Origin of the sequence: Virgibacillus sp. 6R (assembly GCF_001895305.1) — a bacterium.
Classification (GTDB): domain Bacteria; phylum Bacillota; class Bacilli; order Bacillales; family Amphibacillaceae; genus Virgibacillus; species Virgibacillus pantothenticus.
In genome coordinates this window covers 2028831-2050699 of sequence record NZ_CP017762.1, presented here as the reverse complement: position 1 = coordinate 2050699, position 21869 = coordinate 2028831, and the positions used below count along the sequence as shown (strand labels likewise).

Below are 21869 nucleotides of genomic sequence, written 5' to 3'. Positions count from 1 at the left end.
AGAGCTATGTTACTGTTTTAATGACGTTTATTTAACCAAAGGACGCCTGATTTTGCAATCCGTGGTAATAAACCAGTCAATGGCTTCTGCATCATATTGCCAAATCCGTCTGATTTTCCAAGCGAGCCTAATGTCCCTTTTAGTTTAATTTCCTTTGGTTTCTTTGGTTGTTTGCCTTGCAGTACTGCTAATAATACTTCAGCGACTCGTTCACCTTGCTGACCCGCAAGCTGGCCGCTTGGGGAATATTCCGAAGAAGCGCAGTCACCAACTACATAAATATTCTTGTTTTCAGGTACTTGAAAATATTCATTTACAATGATTTTTTCTTGCTCATCTTTGACAAAAGGGAGCTCCCTAACTAAATAATTTGGTCTAACGCCAGCCGTCCAAATGGTAACATCGTTCACATAACAGACACCATTATTACAGACGCCATCTTTTTCTACATATTCGACATTTGCATGATGCAATACATCGACATCATTCGCTACGAACCACTCGGATACATATTGCTGAATCTTTGGGTCAAATGCTTTTAACACCGTTGCACCACGATCAAGTAAGCGAATATTAAGGTCCGGTCTACTCTCTCTAATCTCTGAAGCTACTTCAATACCACTCAACCCGGCGCCAACGATAGAAACCTTTCCATATGCCTTTAAATCACAAACAGCAAGTCCTGTTTTTCTTGCATTGGAGAACGTCTGTACACTATGGGTAAATTCTTGTGCTCCTTCAATGCCATGATAATTATCCTCACATCCTAAGCCGATAACGAGGTAATCATAAGCTATGATTTCACTCATATTGGAAAAAGAGATCGCTGCATTGGATGTATCAATTTTCGCAATTTCTCCAAAAACATAACGAACTCGTTGATCGTCTGGAAAATGGAGGCGAACATCCTTATCTGCAGACGTACCAGCAGCAATCGTATAAAACTCTGTTTTTACGGAATGATATGGATTCCTGTCGACAAGGGTGATTTCAACATCCTCTGGTAGCTGATGGTCAAGTAATCCTAATAGCGCTTTCAGTCCGCCATATCCCCCACCTAATATGACTAATTTTTTCATGCCACAAAACCCCATCTCTAAAAATTCTTTTAATTTGTTCAAACGCTTATCATGAAAATATAACTCCAACTTACTATTTTAACGGAGTAAATTTATTTGAACAACCCCTTCTATGCTTATTCTAGCGAACATGATGAACGATGTCACCACTTGAATCCGGTTGGTTTTATGACAGAATATTAGTAATGTTGATACACTTTAATGAACAAATAACTAGGTACTGTTCACCCAACATAGCTATGTTATACTAGGCAAAAAGGGAGGAGATGTATTGGAAACAAAGGCAATTCAAGATATTTACCCTGAAGATTATGCTTGGTGCTATGGATGCGGCAGACGAAATGAAACGGGTCTTCATTTGAAAACAGTATGGGACGGGGAGAAAACGGTGACTACGTATACACCACGCGAAGAGCATATTGCAATCCCTGGGTTTGTGTATGGAGGGTTACTAGCTTCGTTAATAGATTGTCACGGTACTGGTTCTGCCTCGATGACTCTTCATAAGAAAAACGGGCATGTCATAGGCGATGGAGCTCAAGCGCCTCGATTTGTAACTGCTTCGCTAAAAGTGGATTTTATGAAACCGACTTCACATGGTGCAGAACTGAAAGCGATTGGGGTAGTGGAGGAGCTTCATCCTAAAAAGTTTAAGGTGATAACGGAAGTATATGCAGATGAGGTTTGTTGTGCTAAAGGAGAAGTTATTGCAGCTGTTATGCCAGATGCATTTAAACCGAATCGTTAAAAAAGCAGTGATGAAGCGACATGTCAGCTTATTAAACGGCTATAATTATATTAACCATAATGATCAGTATTCACTTTATATAAACGAAATGAGGTATAAAGGAGTAACTATAAAACGATGCAAAGACTTACTACAAGTTCTTTATTGGACGTAATTGGAGAGCTATTTTCCGATGAAATTTCCATAGCTGTAACTTCGACGACAGAATATATTTACTATCGGCCAAGCCTGCGTGTTGATTTAAAGATTCGCCCGGGGGATCCAATCAAAGAAGGTACGTTAGCAAATAAAGCAATCGTGACGGAACAAAAGGTGTCTGAATTTATCGATCGTCAAGTGTATGGTATTCCTTATCATGGAATGGCTGTACCATTTCATTATCAAAATAAATTAGAAGGTTGTGTTATGGCTATTTATCCTGCTTTAACAGAAGGAAAATCAGTCATTACGGTAAAGACATCAGATGGGTGGAAACCACTCTCATTTAGTGATGTGCTCTATTTAGAAGTAAAGGACAGAAAAACATGGGTGGTTACGAAAGAATTCACGGGTATACATCGAAAAGCGCTCCAGGAATTTGAATATATGTTACCGAGAGAGTATTTTATCCGCTGTCACCGTTCATTTATCGTAAACGTAAATCATATTACACATATTTATCCAGATACCCATTCCACTTTTTTATTAGCTATGGATAACGGGGATCAACTTCCAGTTAGTCAATCATATTCCAGCTATTTTCGTAAATTACTAGGGTTTTAAAACTAGCTGTTTTAAACGATAAATTTACTGTTTCAAACCGATTCTATCTATCTCTGTCATAGAACCGCAAAAAAGAAAGCGCTTCATATAAAATAGATTGTAAATTCTTAATAAAATGGAAAGGGGTCTAGGGATGGGGAAACAACTAGATAGAATCGGTGATGCACGTTTACATGATCGAATAGTGAGTGCAGAAACGGCAGCAGCTTGGATTCAAGATGGCATGACGCTAGGCTTAAGCGGCTTTACCCGGGCAGGGGATGTAAAAGCTGTGCCAACAGCGCTTATTCGACGAGCCAAATCTGGTGAGAAGTTGAAGGTCAATGTGTTTACAGGTGCTTCTTTAGGCTCTGATATTGACAAAATGATGGCAGAGGCAGGTATGATTCATAAACGCTTACCATTTCAAGCAGATCCAACAATGCGAAAGAAAATAAATGCTGGGGAACATTTATTTGTGGATCATCATCTTTCACACACAGCAGAAATGGTGCGAGCGAATGTATTAGAACCGGTAGATTATGCAATATTGGAAGCGATTTCGGTAACGGATGACGGGCAGGTCATTCCGACAACATCGATTGGAAATTCGCTTGTATTTGCTGAACATGCTAAGGCAATTATTATTGAAATTAATACCGCACAATCAACAGCACTAAAAGGAGTGCATGATTTATACAGTCCGAATTCGCAAGGGGAGCGAGAGCCAATTCCGCTTAAAGAAGTCGAGGATCGGATTGGCACAATAGGTATTCCAATTGATATAGATAAGGTTAAAGGAATTGTGTTTACGAATCAGCCGGACTCTCCTTCTACGATTGTGCAGCCAGATCAGGAAACAGAGATTATGGCTGGACACTTATTGGATTTTTTACGACAAGAAATTGACCAAGGGCGCTTAACTGAAAAGTTGGCACCCTTACAATCTGGAATTGGATCGGTGGCAAATGCAGTACTTCATGGCATGATTCATTCGGAATTTAAGGATTTGGAAGTATATTCGGAAGTCCTACAGGATGCTGTGTTCGATCTAATCGATGCAGATAAAGTAAGCGTAGCCTCATGCTGTTCGATTACACTGTCGAATGGGAAAATGCAGGAGGTATTTAGCAACTTTGATAAATATCGTGACAAAATTATTATGCGTCCGCAAGAAATTTCCAATCATCCGGAAATTATTCGTCGTTTAGGAATTATCGCAATTAATACTGCATTGGAAGCAGATATATATGGCAATGTAAATTCGACGCACGTATCTGGAACAAAGATGATGAACGGCATTGGCGGTTCTGGGGACTTCGCCCGAAATGCTAGGTTAGCCATTTTTGTAACCAAATCAATTGCAAAGCAAGGAGATATTTCCAGTATTGTTCCATTTGTATCTCATGTAGATCATACCGAGCATGATGTAGATGTACTTGTTACTGAACAAGGTTATGCAGATTTAAGAGGGTTGGCACCAAGAGAGCGTGTGCCTTTAATTATAGAAAATTGTGCTCACCCAATGTATCGGGAGCAATTATGGGATTATTACAGAGAAGCGTTAAAAGGTGGCGGGCAGACACCTCATAATTTGGAAAAAGCATTTAGCTGGCATATGAATTATGCGAAAAATGGTACGATGCGTGAACTTGTAGGACAAAGATAACGGCTGATTAGATGCATGAAAACAAAGGGGTTAGACATAATATATATAAGCTTCATTTCTATATAGAGATGAAGCTTTTTTGTTGTATAGGAAACAATAAAATTAGGTGCTTGTGGATAACGAAATAACCGACTAGTCACGTCCGGCTCCATCACCCAGCAACGATGCGACTTTAGAAATGCGCCCTACGATAAGGCCTCATCGGTTCGTCACAAAGAGGAAGGCCAACTAAAAACGGGCTTGCCGCCCAGACGTCGGCATACCCCAGTTTTAGTGGCATGATTCCTTTATCTTTTTTAGTTGATTCGTTCCATCCACTACGTTGCTAAACGGGCGCCCCGCGCCTTTGTTGTATCTAAAAAATGAGCCTGATCATTTCTTTATCATGCATTAAGGTGCTGTAAGGATTCCCACTTCAAGAACTGGAGAACCATACAACAAGTCTAAGTGGGAGATAACAGTACCTTAATGCCCTTTTTGTAAAAGGTCTTTAGGTCATACCATTACGGTACTAACAGGTAATGAGGACTCCAAGAATATTCCCACTAACTGAAGTTTCACTTTAGTGTAGATCATTTTGAGCCCGGGGTGGGTCCAGGTAATGTTGAAGAAGTATTTTTTATCGAGGTGAGAAAATGCAATCATCAGGGGTTTTCCTTGATCGTGATGGTGTTATTAATGAAGTATTATCAGAACGTGTTAAGTTTGTTAATCAGCCAGAAGATTTTTACTTGTTACCCGGTGTAGGTGAGGCGATAAAGCAATTTAACAAACTAGGATACTTCGTGTTTGTCGTTACGAATCAAGGCGGAGTTGGGCTTGGTTACATGACAGAAGGTGAATTAGCGAAAGTTCATCAAAAAATGGCAGAAGAATTAGCGCTTTATGGTGCAGTAGTTGATGCAGTTGCTTATTGCCCGCATAAACCACATGCCGGATGTGCATGCAGAAAGCCAAATGCTGCTATGATAACTCGCTTAGCTAAAAAGTACAATATTGATTTAACGACGAGCTATATGGTAGGTGATCGCCATGCGGATATGGAAGCAGGAAAAAATGCTGGTACAGCAACAATATTAGTAGGGGAAAGAGAGAAGAATCTCCGCTATGCGGATATGGTGTTTCCTGATTTATCATATGTGGCTACCTATCTAACAGGTGTTCAGGCAATGAAGAAACAATAATAAAACTTTGTTAGACAGAACAGGATGCTTTTTTACTACATCGTAACTAAAAATTGAATTTGCAAAATTGCGAATAAAGCAGGGTTTTATCTTTCCGTGTATCGAATTTTTTATCCATGAGCAACGGAAGCAGCAAATGGTAACAGAACGTGTTTTATTATTGGACCAAGAACCAGAGCAATCTTTTGGAGGGCAAGCTTGGTGGTCATTTGGCGGTTTATTTTTAGTGGACTCGCCAGAACAGCGTCGCATGGGGATTACCGATTCTAGTGCATTGGCATGGCAGGATTGGCTTGGTACAGCAGGATTTGATCGCAAGGAAGACAATTGGGGAAAGAAATGGGCAGAAGCTTATGTGGAGTTTGCGTCTGGTGAAAAACGGGCATGGCTTCATGAAATGGGAGTGCGCTTTTTTCCTGTCGGCTGGGCAGAAAGAGGTGGACAACTGGCTGATGGCCACGGTAATTCTGTGCCACGATTCCACATCGTTTGGGGGACAGGACCAGGTATTGTAAAGCCATTTGTTGACAGGGTGCAAACACATATAGATAACGGTTTGATTCAGTATTTACCGAGGCACCGTGTGGATGAGCTGGTAACAAATGATGGTGTGGTATCAGGCGTGAAAGATTCTATTCTTGAAGCAAGTTATGTTGCAAGAGGAGAAGTGAGTTCAAGGAAAGTCGTTGACCAATTTGATTATCAAGCTGAGGCAGTTGTCGTAGCGATCGGGGGAATAGGAGGGAACATGGACTTGGTTTGTAAGCATTGGCCTAAACGTCTAGGTCCGCCTCCAAAACAAATGCTTTCTGGTGTTCCAGCACATGTAGATGGACGCATGCTTGCTATTTCAGAGAATGCAGGAGCAAGAGTCGTTAATCGTGATCGCATGTGGCATTATACAGAAGGAATTAAGAATTGGAATGCCATTTGGCCGCAACATGGTATCCGTATATTGCCGGGCCCGTCGTCCATATGGTTAGATGCGGAAGGAAATCGATTAGCGGCACCTAATTTCCCCGGGTTTGATACGTTAAGTACGCTAGAAGCAATTCAAAACACAGGTTATAGCTATTCATGGTTTATCTTAAATCAAAAAATTATAGAACGAGAATTTGCTTTATCCGGATCAGAACAAAACCCAGATTTAACAGGGAAAAGTTTGAAAAAAGTATTAAAGCGATCTTTACCGGGAGCGCCTAAACCAATTCAAGCGTTTATGGATAAAGGTGAAGACTTTATTATTGCGTCTAATTTAGATAACTTAGTGATCGGCATGAATCGATTAACGAAAGAAAAACGGTTACACGTGTCACATATTGAAAAACAAATTCGTGCTAGGGATAGGGAGATGGACAATCGATTTACAAAGGATGCCCAAGTAACCGCTATTCGAGGCGCTCGTTATTATACAGGTGATCGGTTGATTCGTGTTGCGGCTCCTCATCAGTTATTAGATTCAAAAAATGGACCGCTCGTTGCTGTTCGGCTTCACATACTTAGCAGGAAAACATTAGGAGGCTTGCAAACCGATTTATTAGGACGTGTTCTTGATAACGACAATAAACCGATTACAGGGTTATATGCAGTAGGGGAAGCAGCGGGGTTTGGTGGTGGCGGCATTCATGGCTACCGATCATTGGAAGGAACCTTCGTTGGAGGCTGTTTATTTACTGGCAGGCAAACGGGAAGAGCGCTAGTTACAGAATTCCGCTAACAACGAATGGTTTTCCCGAAATGAATCTGCTTCTTTATGTAAAGCTAATAAATTTTAGGTTGTGAACAAATGTCAGATAACCTTGATACAGGATTAGCGGAAACCATTATAAATAAGGCAAACCCGATTCCGTGGTGGTCGGGTTTGCCTCAATATTTCTGTTTTGAAATGTTAACTTCTGATCGATTTAGATCACCATATGCTAGCTTAAGTCGCAGACAGCTTTAACCAATAGCATTCTGAAAGTTTATTCAATCTCCTCATAAAAATTTTGTTCTGTCAGTGCAGACCAAATACAGTTTTTACGATAAGCGGTGAATTCGCTCATCTAAGCTTGGGTGTGTCGAAAAGATAGACGCTTTTTTATTGCCGTTAATTTTTAACGTAGCAATTGATTTTTCTTCCTCACGTACACGACTAGAATACATTTTTAGAGCTTCCAATGCATGTCGCATTTTGTCTTTACCTGCTAAGTCAGCTCCTCCTCTGTCAGCATGAAACTCCCGATGTCTTGAATAAGCAAATACAATGAGACTACCAAGAACAGAAAAGATAATCTGGAAGAATAAAATCGCAAGAAAATGGACAATAGGTGCCAACTCTTCTTTTACAAAGCGCGTCACGATAAAAGCTGCGATTCGAGCAAGGAAGACAACAAATGTGTTTACAACTCCTTGTAACAGCGTCATCGTCACCATATCGCCATTAGCAATGTGCGCAACTTCATGGGCAATAACTCCTTCCATAGCATCAGCATCCATTTCGTGCAACAGACCGCTCGATACTGCAATAAGTGATCGTTTTTTACTAGGACCTGTAGCAAAGGCGTTTACTTCCTTTGCATAATAGATACCTACTTCAGGCATATGCATTAAACCTGCAGAACGAGAAAGACGGTGCACGGTGTCGACAATTTCTCGTTCTTGCTGGCTTAGATTGTCATTCGGATCGAGCACGTGGACGCCCATCATTTTCTTAGCCATCCAACGAGATAGACCTAATGATAAAAACGAGCCAGTAAATCCAATGATGGCGCTAAAAATGAGTAGCGTTCCAAGCTGTAATTGACCATCTTCTCCAATATAATTCCATGTTCCTGGTATAAGCATAAAAATAATGCTGATCGTTACTAACACTAAAACGTTCGTCAATATAAAGTAGAAAATTCGTTTTCCCATCCACTATTCTCCCTTTTTATTTTTTTGCCATAATGAGACAAGATGTGATCATCTGTTGCTCATTCATATGCAATTATACTGCGTTTCATAACAGCTTCATATTCGTTATTTCATTATGTCATATGCTTGAGTAAAAATACATTGCTATTTAAAATGGAACTAATAATAATTTGGCGTGTTTGTTTATACATCTCCATTTAAAGCTCCTTACTTCATATTATAAATTGTTTTGTAAGAGCTAACAACAGGCCAAGTAAAAAATCCCTTTGGTTATTATTTGTAAGTTAATTATTTGACAATAGTATATAAATCTATTATTATTGTTACATAAAGTAACCTGGTTGTAAAATAACAGAGCTACTTTGTGAATAAATTGCAGCAAAATAGGGAAGTTTGGAACATAAATAAGGTGTTCACAAGGTTTGATGAAACCTTATTAGCTATATGATGATATATCGTATGTTTTGGGTGATTTATGTAATAAACTTATACATTGAAGAGCATCCTAAAACATATCTCATCTTACTTGGAACAAGAACTTCAGTTAAAGTTGCAAGAAACATAAAGGAGATAACGCCATGGAAAAAGTAAAATTAGCAGTCATTTATTACAGTTCTACAGGGATTAATTATCAACTAGCAAACTGGGCAAAAGAAGCAGCAAGTGAAGCGGGTGCAGAGGTAAGACTTGTAAAAGTTCCTGAGCTTGCGCCTGAAGCAGCCATTGCGTCCAATCCAGCATGGCAAGCACATGTTGAGGAAACAAAGGATGTGCCAGAAGCTACTTCCGATGATATTGAATGGGCGGATGCCATCATTTTCTCAACACCAACTCGTTTCGGAAATGTTGCTGCACAAATGAAACAATTTATTGATATGCAAGGAGGGCTTTGGGCATCTGGTAAAACAGCCAATAAAGTCGTAAGTGCCATGTCGTCTGCCTCTAATTCCCATGGTGGACAAGAAGCTACTGTATTATCTCTATATACATCGATGATGCATTGGGGAGCAATCATCGTCCCTCCAGGCTATACGAATGAAGTTGCTTTTACATCAGGTGGTAACCCGTATGGTGTAAGTGTGACGCAAGGAAAAGATGGAAAAATGGTAGAAGATGTTGAAGAAGCTGTGAAGCATCAAGCTAGGCGTACGATTGAAGTTGCGAAGAAAATAAAAGCTTAAAAAACGAACTAGAAGTGAGAGCGAAGTAATTTAGAAACGGCATATTTTTGACTATAACAGGACTGATTGAGACATAAGTTATCGATCAGTCTTTTTTGCTAGAATAAGAAAGTATAAACTTAGGTGCTTATGGATAATGAAATAACCGAATAGCCACGTCCGGCTTCAGCGCCCAGCAACTAGGCGACTTTAGAAATGCGCCCTACGATAAGTCATCATCGGTTCGTTACAAAGAGGAAGGCCGACTAAAAACGGGCTTGCCGCCCGACGTCGGCATACCCCTGGTTGCAGGGGCATGATTCCTAAATCTTTAGTTGATTCGTTCCATTCGCTACGTTGCTAAACGGGCGCTTGCGCCTTTGTTCTATTGATAAAATATAAATACCTGTTTTATTATAGATATCTTACAAGGCTTGCTAAGCTTTAGGTGAAAGATACATATAAGGATAATTTGAGCGTTGCGATATAATTAAAACGCGATCTATTTTAAAAATATCAAGCTGGCGGAAGTAAAAAAAGAACGAGGCGGAAATGAAACAGCTATTACAAAAACAGAAGGATTAAGGAATCAATGTAAGTAAAAAACGGTCCATGCTTCATGCTGGACCGTTTTATCATGAGTCTGTACAGGATATTCGGATATTCATAGTGCTGGAACCATTTAGCTATACACCGAGCATTGCTTGTTGGGATTTACAACCATTTAAGAAGTTCCATCACTCGTCTCATCCATTAACTCGCTAATAATTTCAAAGGACCGCAAGCGATCTTCCAAATGAAAGATTTGCGAACTAATAATCATTTCATCGGCCTCTGTTTTCGTTAAGAAATGTTCTAGCCCTTGCTTGACCTTCTCTTTATTACCAATAATCGTCGTTGTTGGGTTAAGCGTTTGTTCAATTGCTTGTAATTCGAAGGCGGAAAAATGGGCTTCGATATTTTCTATAGGTGGTTGTAATTTTGTCGGTTGTCCACGACGCAAATTCAAAAATTGCTGTTGTAAGGAGCTGGCGATATATTGTGCCTTTTCATCTGTATCTGCTGCAATGACGTTTAGACCTACCATTGCATGGGGTTTTGGCAGCTGTTCCGATGGTTTAAATTGCTCTCGGTACAATTGTAATGCTGGTATCGTATATGCTGGAGCAAAGTGACTGGCAAAAGAAAAAGGCAACCCTTTTTGTGCTGCTAATCTTGCGCTGAAATCACTTGAACCTAACAACCAAATAGGAATATCCAAACCTTGTCCGGGGACAGCTTTTACGCGAGATACTGGTTCCTTTGAAAAATAATCCTGCAATTCATTCACTTGCATTGGAAAATCTTCGACACGCATGTTTAACGTCCTGCGCAACGCATAAGCGGTTGCTTGATCCGTTCCCGGCGCACGTCCAAGACCTAGATCAATTCTGTCTGGATAAAGTGATTCTAATGTGCCAAACTGTTCTGCGATAACAAGTGTTGCGTGGTTAGGAAGCATAATTCCACCTGCACCGACGCGAATATGGCTTGTTTTTTCAGCAATATGTCCGATTAGTACAGAAGTTGCTGAACTTGCAATACCAGGCATATTATGATGCTCTGCTAACCAATAACGGTTGAATCCGAGCGCTTCTACATGTTTTGCTAATTGTACACTATGCTGAAAGGACTCACTTGGGTTACTACCTTCATTTACTGGGGCTAAATCTAACACCGATAATGGAATATGATGAAAGGTTTTCGCTATTGACATGTTACCATTCCCTTCATTCTTCTTAATAAGCAATGATAAGTGCTTTTTTCTTCATCGTCCAATTTTCCGCTCATAATATGGTCCTATAAGTCATGTTCATCCTTTGTGGTGGCGCAACAGTTCACAGAAATATTCAAGTAGAGGGAAGTAACCTTAAAGGTATTCATCGATGGATTTTCTGCATGCCAATACGAAAAGATTGCTAGATTCCAATTTACAGGATGGAAATTATATTTCTGCACGTGACAAAGATGTCATCGTTATTGGGGGTGGCGATACAGGGACGGATTGTTTGGCAACGGCAGTACGGCATAATTGCAGAAGCCTTACACAATTTGATATTTATGATAAAAAGGGTCTCGCACGTGATATCGAAACAAACCCTTGGCCCACAATATCCGAAAATCCACCGTATAGAATATGGACATAAGGAAGCAGCTAGTGTGTTTGGTAGTGACCCAAGAGCTTATGCGGTAATGACGAAGAAATTTGTCGGTGATTCCAAAGGTCATGTGAAGGAAGTTCATACGATTAAAGTGAAGCTTCGATTTGACAAAGCGGGAAATAAAATACGGGAGGAAATTCCTGGAACAGAAAGAGTTTGGCCAACAGATCTAGTCTTGATTGCGATTGGTTTTCGGGGCCCAGAGCAGGATCTGTTAGAGCAAATAGGTGTTGAAACCACAGAAAAATCAACGGTGGCAGCAGAATATAATGACTACCGGACAAATGTAGAAGTTGTTTTTGCAGCAGGAGACATGCGCCGTGGACAAAGCCTCATTGTTTGGGCTATTACGAGGGACGTGGAGCAGCAAAAGAATGCGATCGTTATCTGATGGGAGAAACAACGCTCCCTTCAAAGACCTTAAGAAGGTAGAATACCGCTTAATATGCTATCCAATATTAGTGATTTCTACCTTTGATGATAAAAAATAAGTACCGGGGGAGGGACTCCCCACCTTGCGTAAAATGAATAAGAACTTGCTTTATCAGAAATAAATTAATGATTACATGTGCTTTTACCCTCGTTTCAAGTCACAGATACGAAAAATCGTTAGAAGTAAACGCAGGGATTTGCAACAACTCCTTTCATGAAGTAAGATAATATGGTGAATCATCATTTTATAAAGTGAATCTTCAAACAGTGGTTTTTTCTTTCACCTCCCACTGCTTGTTAGTACCGTGAAGGGAGGACCTAAAGTCCTCTGAGCGAATCGGTCATTTAGGTGCTGTTATCTTCTACTTTGACTTGGTGTAATGGATTCTCCAACTCTCGAAGCCTGAGACTTACAGCACCTTCTATCGGGATAAACGGAATATGGATCACTCTGAAAACTAGATTATCTAGAAATGAGGGTAAATGCATGAGTAAATCATCCATTTATGGATTAACATACGAACAGTTGAAAGATTGGTTAATGGAGCATGGACAGCAACGCTTTCGCGTCGATCAGGTCTGGAATTGGTTATATAAGAAGCGAGTACATCAATTTTCCGATATGAAAAATGTTAATAAACAGACCATTGCGCTATTGGAAGAGCATTTTGTACTTGGAACATTAGCAGAAGAAGTGAAGCAGGAATCGAAAGATGGTACGATCAAATTTTTGTTTCGCCTAGCGGATGGTAATTTAATTGAAACAGTGCTGATGCGATTTAATTACGGTTTATCAGTTTGTGTTACGACTCAGGTTGGCTGTAATATCGGTTGTAGCTTTTGTGCGAGTGGATTGTTAAGTAAAAGCCGTGATTTAACAAGTGGTGAAATTGTTGAGCAGATTATGATGGTGCAAAAGCATCTTGATACACGCGGTGAGGAAGAAAGAGTGAGTCATATTGTCGTGATGGGAATTGGTGAGCCATTGGATAACTTTACCCATTTAATGAATTTCATCTACGTAGTAAATGATGATCGAGGATTAAATATTGGCGCAAGACATATTACCGTGTCTACAAGTGGACTAGCTCATAAAATTTATAAATTTGCCGATACAGGTGTACAAGTAAATTTAGCTATCTCCCTTCATGCACCAAACAATGAATTGCGACGGAGTATTATGAAGATCAATAAGGCGTTTCCAATCGAAAAGCTCATGAAGTCTGTTGATTACTATTTGGAAAAAACAAATCGTCGGATCACGTACGAATATATTATGCTAAAAGATGTGAATGATCATCAGGAAGAAGCTTTACAACTGGCAGAATTATTACGTAACCATCGTAAGTTAGCATATGTTAATTTGATTCCTTACAACCCCGTAGATGAGCATAGCCATTATCAACGCAGTGATTCAGAAACGATTCAAATGTTTTTTGAAACGTTGAAGGGACAAGGCATTCATTGTGGCGTACGCTGGGAAAACGGTGCGGACATTGATGCTGCCTGCGGACAATTAAGAAGCAAACAAATTAAAAAAGAAACGGCAAAATAAACGAAGGAGCCTAGGCGATGAGCTTAGGCTCCTCATTTCTGCTCTGCAAGCAACCCATTTTATTGTCTAATTCCTACGCGTACTCTCTACCTAAACTTCAGCCGTTTAGCTTGAAGGTGAACAAAAACTCCTCCATATTTGTCAGCTGCTTCATTATAAAAACCGCTTTCTAACATCTGGAGATGGGAGTTCACAGCTATCTTTTTTTCCAAACCAGCGGTAGCGATTATTAGCGATCCGGTCATAAAAGAAATCACGAATCGGTTTTGGAATCAAAATAAACGCATATAACAGCTTCCATGCTCCTGTCAATTCTTTACATATATGAAGTACAGCTGTTGATTTGCTGTAGTACTTATCGTTATCGATTAAAATTAAACTGCTCAAATCATTAATGATTTTATGCTCAAACACCAATTTTTGCCCTGTATCCCCTTGGAGCGATGCAAATAAAAATTGCTCTTGTTTATCGTGTTTCAAGATGAATTGTACACTCTGATCACAGAAGTGGCACACACCATCAAAAAGAATGATTTTGCTCATGTTACGTTGACCTCCTTCGTGTATCCAAATTAGATGAGGAAACGTTAAACGGTGCTTTACTTTGGTTCTACTATAGGAAAGGATAAGATTTTTTTGGTTTATAGTATAAGAAAGTATAAAATTTGTTGCTTTGGGATAAGGGAATAACTGAATAGCCACGTCCGGCTTCAGCGCCCAGCAACTAGGCGACTTCACGAAATCGCCCTACGATAAGTCATCATCGGTTCGCGGCAAAGAGGAAGGCCGACTAAAACCGGGCTTGCCGCCCATCGTCGGCATACCCCTGTTTTTAGTGGCATGATTCCTAAATCTTTAGTTGATTCGTTCCATTTGCTACGTTGCTAAACGGGCGCCCTGCGCCTTTGTTCATAAAAAGTCTGTAGTTTAACGATAACATTTATAAAACCCATATTGCCAGCTATATCTAACACGGACATTTTGATACCATCCTTCTTGTTTAACTTGTTTTTCTTTTGGGAACAGTCCCTCTACAGGAAGAACTTTGGATTTTTTCAATTAAATGAGGAGGATAGAGTGATGTCAAAACAGCGACAAGACGGTGCTAAACAAGAACAATTAGATGCTTATCGGGTTCATGACGAGGGAAGAAAGCTGACCACAAATCAAGGGCTAAAAGTTTCTGAGGATGAATTTTCATTAAAAGCCGGAGTACGTGGTCCAACGATCATGGAAGATTTTCATTTTCGCGAAAAAATGACCCATTTTGATCATGAGCGCATTCCAGAACGGGTTGTACATGCACGGGGCTATGCAGCTCATGGTGTTTTTGAAGTATATGAATCGATGGAACCATACACAAAAGCAGATTTTCTAAAAGAGAAAGGGAAAAAGACACCTGTATTTGTAAGATTTTCAACTGTTGCTGGCTCAAAAGGCTCTGGAGAGCTGGCTCGTGATGTCAGAGGATTTGCTACGAAATTTTATACGCAGGAAGGAAATTACGATCTGGTCGGCAATAATATTCCGGTGTTTTTTATTCAAGATGCGATCAAGTTTCCAGATTTCATTCATGCTGTTAAACCCGAACCGCATAACGGTATCCCACAAGCCGCATCCGCACATGATACCTTCTGGGATTTTGTAGCCCATAATCAAGAGACAGCACATATGGTGATGTGGCAAATGTCAGATCGGGCGATTCCACGTAGCTTTCGTATGATGGAAGGCTTTGGCGTGCATACGTTTCGCTTTGTAAATGATAAGGGTGAGGCAACTTTCGTTAAATTTCATTGGAAGCCGACATTAGGAGTTCATTCTACGGTTTGGGATGAGGCACAAAAAATAAATGGTAAAAACCCGGATTTTCATCGTCAAGATTTGTATGAAGCCATTGAAAATGGGGATTTTCCAGAATTTGAACTAGGTGTACAATTAATTGCTGAAGAAGACGCGGATTCATTTGACTATGATATCCTCGATCCAACCAAACTTTGGCCGGAAGAAGAGGTTCCCGTTAAGAAAATCGGCAAAATGACCTTAAATCGGAATGTGGATAATGTATTTGCCGAAACGGAGCAGGTAGCATTCCATCCAGGACATGTTGTTCCTGGTATTGACTTTACCAATGACCCTTTATTACAAGGACGGTTATTTTCGTATACGGATACGCAATTAATTCGTTTAGGAGGACCAAACTTTCATGAACTACCGATTAACCGTCCAGTATGTCCATTTCATAATAACCAACGGGATGGCTACGGAAGACATACGATTAATGTCGGACAAGTTAGCTATCACAAAAATGGATTAGCTCATAACACGCCAGAACCGGCTTCTCCTGAGCAAGGCGGATATGAACATTACCAGGAGAAAGTCGACGGCAGAAAGATTCGCGCAAGAAGTGAAAGCTTCAATGACCATTTTTCTCAAGCAGTTTTATTTTGGAACAGCATGAGTGAAGCAGAGAAACAGCATATCATTGATGCATTCAGTTTTGAGTTAGGAAAAGTGAAGAATGAAGATGTGCAGCAACAAGTAGTAAATATGTTTGCAAACGTAAGCTTAGATATGGTACAGGAAATCGCAGAAAATATCGGCGTGACTGCCCCGAAGGAAGGGGGATCTCCTATAACCAAAACTTCTCCAGCTCTAAGTCAGGAAAACACTGTTAAAACAGCGGCAACGAGAAATGTAGCTGTTCTTTTAGATAAAGGCTTCCATACCAAAGAAGTGATTTCTGTGATAAATCGATTAGTAAAACAAGGAATTCGCCCAGTAGTAGTTGCGAATAAGCGTGGAGAGGTTGCTGGAGCAGAAGGTCAGACAATAGAGGCCAGCGAGAGCTTCTTAACAGCTGATTCCGTTCTTTATGACGCTGTTTATGTTGCCGGAAGTAGACAAATGAGTGAGAAGTTTTCCCAACAGGCAACCCACTTTATTCATGAAGCATTTCACCATTTTAAGCCAATAGGTTCCTCTAATGACGGTGCCACTTTATTGGAAGATAGCGGTATTACCCATGCGAAAGGGGTTATTTTGGAGTCATCTGTCAACGATTTTGTGGATGCCTTTAGCGAGGCAATTGCAATCCATCGTTTTTGGGATAGAGAAGTTCATTTCTAAAGCGTAAAAAATCCACCGCGTGTGCTGTTCCATATTTTCGGACAGTTACCGGCGGTGGATTGTTTTTATGATGATATATTAAGTCTAGGGAGAGCTAGAGTAGCCTTCTTATTGGACGAGATTTTACTGCTTTAGCATGCATGTTGGTAGAGTTATTTTTTCTATCGCTTTTTGTCATATGTTATCTCCTCAACTCTATCATGATGTGTATAGACATTCATGGCTCCTTTTCTTACAAAGCCGATTACCGTAATGCCAAGATCTTCGGCTAGCTCTAAAGCAAGTTTGGTAGGAGCTGATTTGGATATAAGAATACTTATCCGCATTTTGGCGATTTTTAATAGTACTTCGGATGAGACCCGACCACTAAATACAATGACTTTATCCCTTACAGAAGTCTGGTTCATCAACATATGTCCATACAGCTTATCAAGTGCATTGTGACGACCTATATCGGTGCGAATAAGCTGCACATCGTTAACAGTAGCCAAAGCTGCGTTATGCACGCCACCTGTTTGGCGAAATTGGTTTGACGCTTGTTGTAATTGTGTCATAAGCTGTAAACATTGATTACAAGAGAGACTTAAGTTTGACATAATTGTTTTAGCGGTCTTCACATCATTTTTAAAGTAAAACTGGCGGCTTTTTCCACAGCACGAACCGATAAATCGTTTCGAATGATCCTCTTGGTACGTATCAGGCAATTTCTCGATCTCCAAGTAGGCAAACCCAGCTACTACATCCACAGTCAGTTGCTGGATGGCTTTATATTGGAAAATAACTCCCTCAGATGCAAGAAAGCCAACGATCAGTTCTTCCACATGTTCGGGGGAGCAGACCATTGTAGCGAATTCCTTACCATTGATTATAATGGTTATAGGGTATTCTTCCGCCACAGAGGATACTTCTTTTGTAGCGCCCCCGTCATGAAAACGGACAATCTCCCAATCTGCTAAATTATCAGACATGTAATCCTCCCTTTTGTGCGTGTTCAAAGCGAAGGAATTGTAGTGTATTTTTAAACAACGCTTTTATGTGTGAGCACTCTTAATGACTGTCGATTTCTAATTCTTCCACTCGCTTTTCGGCATATTTAACATCTTTCTGTGCATAATAGGTGACGGCCTTTTCTAATATTACTGCTGTATTATATTCAGGTATGCCTGCGTATTGTTCGTATACGCCTTTGGGGATGAGAACATTTCCTTCTGGCCAATGCACTTCCAGATTTCCGGCTTTGACAGGGGCGAACTTGGCACGTCCTGCATATAACCCGTGCTGGTTATACACGACTACTTGTTCCCCTTCTTGAATATCAAGGGATGCTGCATCTTGTTGATTTACTAAAATATCATCTCTATGCGCATTGTTGAATGGATCTGTTTCACTATAAATCATCGAGTTAAATTGCTTTCCTCTACGTGTCGTGACATAAAAATGCCCTTCCGGCTTCCTTAATTCTGGAATGTCCATGGCAATGAGATTTCCTCTTCCATCTGGCGTTGGACAAATGCCATCCTCACAAAGCCAAGCACCACCCCATTGGAAAAGATCACCTTTTTCATTTAAATGCTGAATACCGTCATAATTAGGGGCAGCTTTCGCGATTTCTTCACGAATAGCGCGCGCATCTGGGAAGTGAATCAGGTCTTTAGCCTCGGGTCTTACTCGTTTTGCTAAATCTATATAAATCTCCCATTCTGAACGGGCTTCTTCAATACGGGGACCCTTAATCTCCGGTGAAAAATAGACCATTCTTTCTGTAGAGGTAGAAGTTCCCCCCCCAGGTTGCTCATACCTCGTCATTGCAGGTAACACAATGACAGCTTCTTTTGCATCGACTAGTGTAGACGTATTAAAAATAATATCTTGATGCACTCGTAGCTCTATATTTTCTAAGCATGATTGGACATAATCAGGATTTGGCATCGTCTCAAGAAAATTCCCTCCAGACATATAGTACAGCCTTAATTTTTTTTCATGGTCTTCGGGTAAGTGAGCATTCTCCAGTGATTCACCAACAATGTCTCCTTGCCAAGTCGGAATATCGAATTTCCAAACTTTCTCTACACGTTCACGGTGTTCGTCATTCATGCTTCCACCTGGCAAAGAAAATGGGTCTGCTCCCATCTCACCAGATCCTTGAACACCGGAGTGTCCACGAATTGGCATTAAGCCGCAATGCTCGCGTCCGATAAATCCCCGCAGTAATGCTAGATTTGCAACCTGTGAAATATTATCTGTACCAAATCGGTGTTGGGTTAGTCCCATCGACCAGACAAAGACAGCTGATTTGGAATTTGCTAGGATAGTAGCTAATTCGATCATCCTTTGTTTGGAGATACCGGAGGATTGCTCTAATTGTTCCCACGTATGGTTTTCTACTTTTGCTTGTAAAGCTTCTAATCCATTAACATGTGCTTGAATAAAGTCGTGGTTTAGAGCTGATCCAGGTTGTTCCTTTTCCATGTCAAACCAATGTTTCATAATACCGTGCATAAAGGCAATATCGCCACCAATATTCACTTGGTAAACATCATCTGCTATTTTGGTACCGAATAAAGCAGACTCTGCAATAGAAGGAATCCAATATTCATCCATCGATGGTTCATGATATGGATTAATTACAATGATTTTCGTACCTTTCTTTTTTGCGGCATACATATATTTTGTAGAAACGGGCTGATTATTAGCTGCGACAGACCCCCAAAACAGCAAAACGTCTGTGCCGATCCAATCTTTATAATTGCAGGTGGAGGCGCCAACACCTACGGAGCGGGTTAATGCTGTCTTGGATGGTGAATGACATATTCTGGATGCATTATCGATATTGTTGGTACCAAGAAAACGGGCTACCTTACCAAGCACGTAATACGTTTCGTTCGTTATACCGCGAGATGTAGAATAAAAGGAAAATTGTTTCTGTTGAAGTGCACGCATTTTGTCGGCAATATAGTTAAGCGCTTGATCCCAGGAAATACGTTGAAATTGGCGGTCTCCCGGCTTCCGGATGAGCGGATAAGGAATACGACCGAGCTGGCGTAGTTCCGTGCTGTTCATTTTACGTAACGTTTCTATATCAGCATGCAGAATATCTTGTTTCATTGCTGGCATAGTATTCAAACGAAGAACATTTAAGCGTGTAGTACAAAGGTGTGGTCCGGTTAATGTTTGATCTTTAAGTCCTTGCACCCCAAGGGCACAACCGTCACACACTCCCTGTGTAAGGATCCGTGTAGCGTATGGAAGTCTATCTTTATTGTCCCAAGCGACTTTAACTGTATCGCGAATATGATGTGGTTTTACTTTCCCAAGACCGAATGGAACCTTACTAACCCATAGTGATGGGTTTGGTCGTTTGGATAGCTTGATTGGACCAGTATGTTTCGTTTTCCCCATTACTTCCTCCTCCAATTTATACAGCTCTAATTTACTTGCCTTCATCCTATCATGAAAGCGAATACAATTCAATTTAGGGTTACGCTCTTTATTGCACCGTTTGGAAGCTGGTAATCGTTGCGTATAAAATAAGCCTTTTTCACAATACTAATGTAAGAAATTGGCTGGTGATCGTTTTAAAATGTAAAATGAGTCGTGATCAGTTTGAAGTTGAATGACCCCTGATACCATTCTGCATACGATGACATTTTGGATAGCGAAGTTTTGCGTAACTGTAGTTTAGAAAGCGTTGGGAAACAAAAGGAAAGAAGAAATGTAATACATATGTTTGACGTACTAATTAAACAACCTCTTGAAGGAGGGATATGAAGTGGATTGGTCATGGATTTGGAAGGCTGTTATTATCATCATTGGTGGAACATTTCTACTACGACTTGCTGGCAGAAAATCGATTTCTCAAATGACCTTGGCACAAACTACCATTATGATTGGAATAGGGTCATTGTTAATTCAACCGTTAGCTGGAAAAAATATTTGGATAACACTAGGCGTAGGCACCGTTCTCGTGCTTACCCTTATTTGCATGGAATTAGCACAAATAAAGTCTGATTTTGTAGAGAATATTATAACGGGAAAATCAAAAGTGCTTATACATAATGGAGTGGTGCAAACGGACCAGCTGAAAAAATTACGCTTAACGGTAGATCAGTTGGAAATAAATTTAAGACAGAAGAACGTAACTCGGATAGAGGACGTAGAGTGGGCTACAGCTACATTAGAAGCAAATGGACAAATTGGATATACTTTAAAGCCAGAAGCACAGCCCGCAACGAAAGCGGAAATACAAACATTGTATATAGAAATAAAAAAATTGCGGCACCATTTAGTGCAGCTGGAGCAACATAGAACAGCACAAGGAACTGTGCAAACCCAACTTAACCAAGTGAAATTATTTCAGGAAGTAGATGCCAAACAGCATAACAGTGAAGATGTACCCCCTAAGCAATTGGATTAAAGGAAAAAAGGGGATTGAAAAAGCAGACGAAAGGGAAAGGAATTTATAAGTTTTAGACAAAAAATGGCGTCGTTTGGCTGTGATTTTTTTGCTTCGACAGCAAACCATTTTAAATAAAGTTAAAAAAGTATATAATATAATTTGTGTGTTTTATTACCCATGAAAATGGTCTTTCGTCCCAGTAACCTCAGAGCGGGTGAGCCAAATGCAATTCCAAATACCGAACTTATTCAGAAGCCTTTTGGTTATCCTCCTGTGTCTTACAACCAGAGAAGGGTAAAGGAAACCTACCAATGGAAAATTCACTTTAAGCCTGTTTCGTAGGGGCATCGTGCTAATGTAGGAGCAATCTACTAATTTTCTAGTTATAGGCACATGCAAATAAAAAATTCTCTATTTTTTCTATCCGTTGCTAACATTGTTCGGGCGATGTTTAAAAGGGATTACACGATGTTATATAGGTCTAAAAATAGATTGCAATAATAGAGTTTATATGCTAAGCTTGTAAACACAATATATCGTAATCAGTTCTTTGCAAGCATACTATATATTGTGTTTTTAAGTTAGAAATCAGGTTGTTATTATTAGAAAATTGCGAGTTTTGTATCCGCTAGTTCGAGTTAGGAAACTCAGTTACACCCAAAATGATACAGATATTATTCCTC

Annotated in this window: 16 protein-coding genes and 1 pseudogene; 11 read left to right on the top strand and 6 right to left on the bottom strand. The window is 40.2% G+C overall.

Translation table 11 applies throughout. From position 1 onward, the window contains the following. Positions 1-17 precede the first annotated feature (17 nt). Positions 18-1079, bottom strand: a complete 1062-nt coding sequence (locus tag BKP57_RS09240) for an NAD(P)/FAD-dependent oxidoreductase (RefSeq protein WP_072742403.1) — start codon at positions 1077-1079, stop codon at positions 18-20. Positions 1080-1350: 271 nt separating this feature from the next. Here BKP57_RS09240 and BKP57_RS09235 point away from each other — a divergent pair, with 271 nt between their 5' ends. The 6 genes from BKP57_RS09235 (at position 1351) to BKP57_RS22050 (ending at position 7366) form a co-directional block, all read left to right on the top strand. Further along, complete coding sequence (locus tag BKP57_RS09235) at positions 1351-1827, top strand: PaaI family thioesterase (RefSeq protein ID WP_050350829.1); 477 nt, start codon at positions 1351-1353, stop codon at positions 1825-1827. A gap of 117 nt (positions 1828-1944) precedes the next feature. Beyond that, positions 1945-2589 (top strand): LytTR family DNA-binding domain-containing protein, encoded by a 645-nt coding sequence (locus BKP57_RS09230; protein ID WP_050350830.1) that lies wholly within the window; start codon positions 1945-1947, stop codon positions 2587-2589. 133 nt (positions 2590-2722) lie between these two features. After that, complete coding sequence (locus tag BKP57_RS09225; RefSeq protein ID WP_050350831.1) at positions 2723-4237, top strand: succinyl-CoA:acetate CoA-transferase ScpC; 1515 nt, start codon at positions 2723-2725, stop codon at positions 4235-4237. A gap of 635 nt (positions 4238-4872) precedes the next feature. Next, entirely contained in the window at positions 4873-5421 is a 549-nt protein-coding gene (locus BKP57_RS09220; protein ID WP_072741400.1) for a D-glycero-alpha-D-manno-heptose-1,7-bisphosphate 7-phosphatase, read from the top strand. An 88-nt stretch (positions 5422-5509) separates the two neighbouring features. Next, positions 5510-7138: an FAD-binding dehydrogenase gene (locus BKP57_RS09215; RefSeq protein WP_072742402.1), complete on the top strand. Its 1629-nt coding sequence runs from the start codon at positions 5510-5512 to the stop codon at positions 7136-7138. Positions 7139-7207: 69 nt separating this feature from the next. Continuing rightward, a complete protein-coding gene (locus tag BKP57_RS22050; protein WP_156875306.1) occupies positions 7208-7366 on the top strand; it encodes a hypothetical protein in 159 nt (52 codons plus the stop codon). A gap of 74 nt (positions 7367-7440) precedes the next feature. On the opposite strand, the gene htpX is transcribed toward BKP57_RS22050, so the two are convergent. Continuing rightward, positions 7441-8316 carry a protease HtpX gene (gene htpX, locus BKP57_RS09210; protein WP_072741399.1) on the bottom strand — a complete coding sequence of 292 codons (876 nt, stop codon included), beginning with the start codon at positions 8314-8316 and terminating at the stop codon, positions 7441-7443. Positions 8317-8894: 578 nt separating this feature from the next. On the opposite strand from htpX, the gene wrbA reads away from it, so the two are divergent. Beyond that, positions 8895-9497 (top strand): NAD(P)H:quinone oxidoreductase, encoded by a 603-nt coding sequence (wrbA, locus tag BKP57_RS09205; RefSeq protein ID WP_050350834.1) that lies wholly within the window; start codon positions 8895-8897, stop codon positions 9495-9497. Between the two features lie 703 nt (positions 9498-10200). Here the strand turns inward: wrbA and BKP57_RS09200 are convergent. Beyond that, positions 10201-11232, bottom strand: coding sequence for an LLM class flavin-dependent oxidoreductase (locus BKP57_RS09200; RefSeq protein WP_050350835.1), 1032 nt, complete (start codon positions 11230-11232; stop codon positions 10201-10203). Between the two features lie 98 nt (positions 11233-11330). Here BKP57_RS09200 and BKP57_RS09195 point away from each other — a divergent pair. Continuing rightward, positions 11331-12109: pseudogene (locus BKP57_RS09195) on the top strand (FAD-dependent oxidoreductase); the annotation flags it as partial. 487 nt (positions 12110-12596) lie between these two features. Next, positions 12597-13664, top strand: a complete 1068-nt coding sequence (gene rlmN / locus BKP57_RS09190; RefSeq protein ID WP_050350836.1) for a dual-specificity RNA methyltransferase RlmN — start codon at positions 12597-12599, stop codon at positions 13662-13664. A 153-nt stretch (positions 13665-13817) separates the two neighbouring features. On the opposite strand, the gene BKP57_RS09185 is transcribed toward rlmN, so the two are convergent. Further along, complete coding sequence (locus BKP57_RS09185) at positions 13818-14207, bottom strand: thiol-disulfide oxidoreductase DCC family protein (RefSeq protein WP_050350837.1); 390 nt, start codon at positions 14205-14207, stop codon at positions 13818-13820. Positions 14208-14744: 537 nt separating this feature from the next. Between BKP57_RS09185 and BKP57_RS09180 the strand changes: the two genes are divergently transcribed. Further along, a complete protein-coding gene (locus BKP57_RS09180) occupies positions 14745-16790 on the top strand; it encodes a catalase (RefSeq protein ID WP_072741398.1) in 2046 nt (681 codons plus the stop codon). 161 nt (positions 16791-16951) lie between these two features. Here the strand turns inward: BKP57_RS09180 and fdhD are convergent, their stop codons facing one another. Together fdhD and BKP57_RS09170 are read right to left on the bottom strand one after the other, a co-directional pair. After that, positions 16952-17758 carry a formate dehydrogenase accessory sulfurtransferase FdhD gene (fdhD, locus tag BKP57_RS09175; RefSeq protein WP_050350839.1) on the bottom strand — a complete coding sequence of 269 codons (807 nt, stop codon included), beginning with the start codon at positions 17756-17758 and terminating at the stop codon, positions 16952-16954. Positions 17759-17837: 79 nt separating this feature from the next. Then, positions 17838-20189, bottom strand: a complete 2352-nt coding sequence (locus tag BKP57_RS09170) for an FdhF/YdeP family oxidoreductase (RefSeq protein WP_050350840.1) — start codon at positions 20187-20189, stop codon at positions 17838-17840. 370 nt (positions 20190-20559) lie between these two features. Between BKP57_RS09170 and BKP57_RS09165 the strand changes: the two genes are divergently transcribed. Then, the gene (locus BKP57_RS09165) at positions 20560-21204 is read left to right on the top strand and encodes a DUF421 domain-containing protein (protein ID WP_072741397.1); all 645 of its coding nucleotides are present in this window, start codon (positions 20560-20562) and stop codon (positions 21202-21204) included. The last annotated feature ends 665 nt before the right edge of the window (positions 21205-21869 follow it).

Coding starts and splice junctions, on each gene's coding strand:
- wrbA (WP_050350834.1), top strand. CDS start 8,895: ATGGAAAAAGTAAAATTAGCAGTCATTTATTACAGTTCTACAGGGATT.
- BKP57_RS09170 (WP_050350840.1), bottom strand. CDS start 20,189: ATGGGGAAAACGAAACATACTGGTCCAATCAAGCTATCCAAACGACCA.
- fdhD (WP_050350839.1), bottom strand. CDS start 17,758: ATGTCTGATAATTTAGCAGATTGGGAGATTGTCCGTTTTCATGACGGG.
- BKP57_RS09200 (WP_050350835.1), bottom strand. CDS start 11,232: ATGTCAATAGCGAAAACCTTTCATCATATTCCATTATCGGTGTTAGAT.
- BKP57_RS09180 (WP_072741398.1), top strand. CDS start 14,745: ATGTCAAAACAGCGACAAGACGGTGCTAAACAAGAACAATTAGATGCT.
- htpX (WP_072741399.1), bottom strand. CDS start 8,316: ATGGGAAAACGAATTTTCTACTTTATATTGACGAACGTTTTAGTGTTA.
- BKP57_RS09240 (WP_072742403.1), bottom strand. CDS start 1,079: ATGAAAAAATTAGTCATATTAGGTGGGGGATATGGCGGACTGAAAGCG.
- BKP57_RS09225 (WP_050350831.1), top strand. CDS start 2,723: ATGGGGAAACAACTAGATAGAATCGGTGATGCACGTTTACATGATCGA.
- BKP57_RS22050 (WP_156875306.1), top strand. CDS start 7,208: ATGTCAGATAACCTTGATACAGGATTAGCGGAAACCATTATAAATAAG.
- BKP57_RS09220 (WP_072741400.1), top strand. CDS start 4,873: ATGCAATCATCAGGGGTTTTCCTTGATCGTGATGGTGTTATTAATGAA.
- BKP57_RS09230 (WP_050350830.1), top strand. CDS start 1,945: ATGCAAAGACTTACTACAAGTTCTTTATTGGACGTAATTGGAGAGCTA.
- rlmN (WP_050350836.1), top strand. CDS start 12,597: ATGAGTAAATCATCCATTTATGGATTAACATACGAACAGTTGAAAGAT.
- BKP57_RS09185 (WP_050350837.1), bottom strand. CDS start 14,207: ATGAGCAAAATCATTCTTTTTGATGGTGTGTGCCACTTCTGTGATCAG.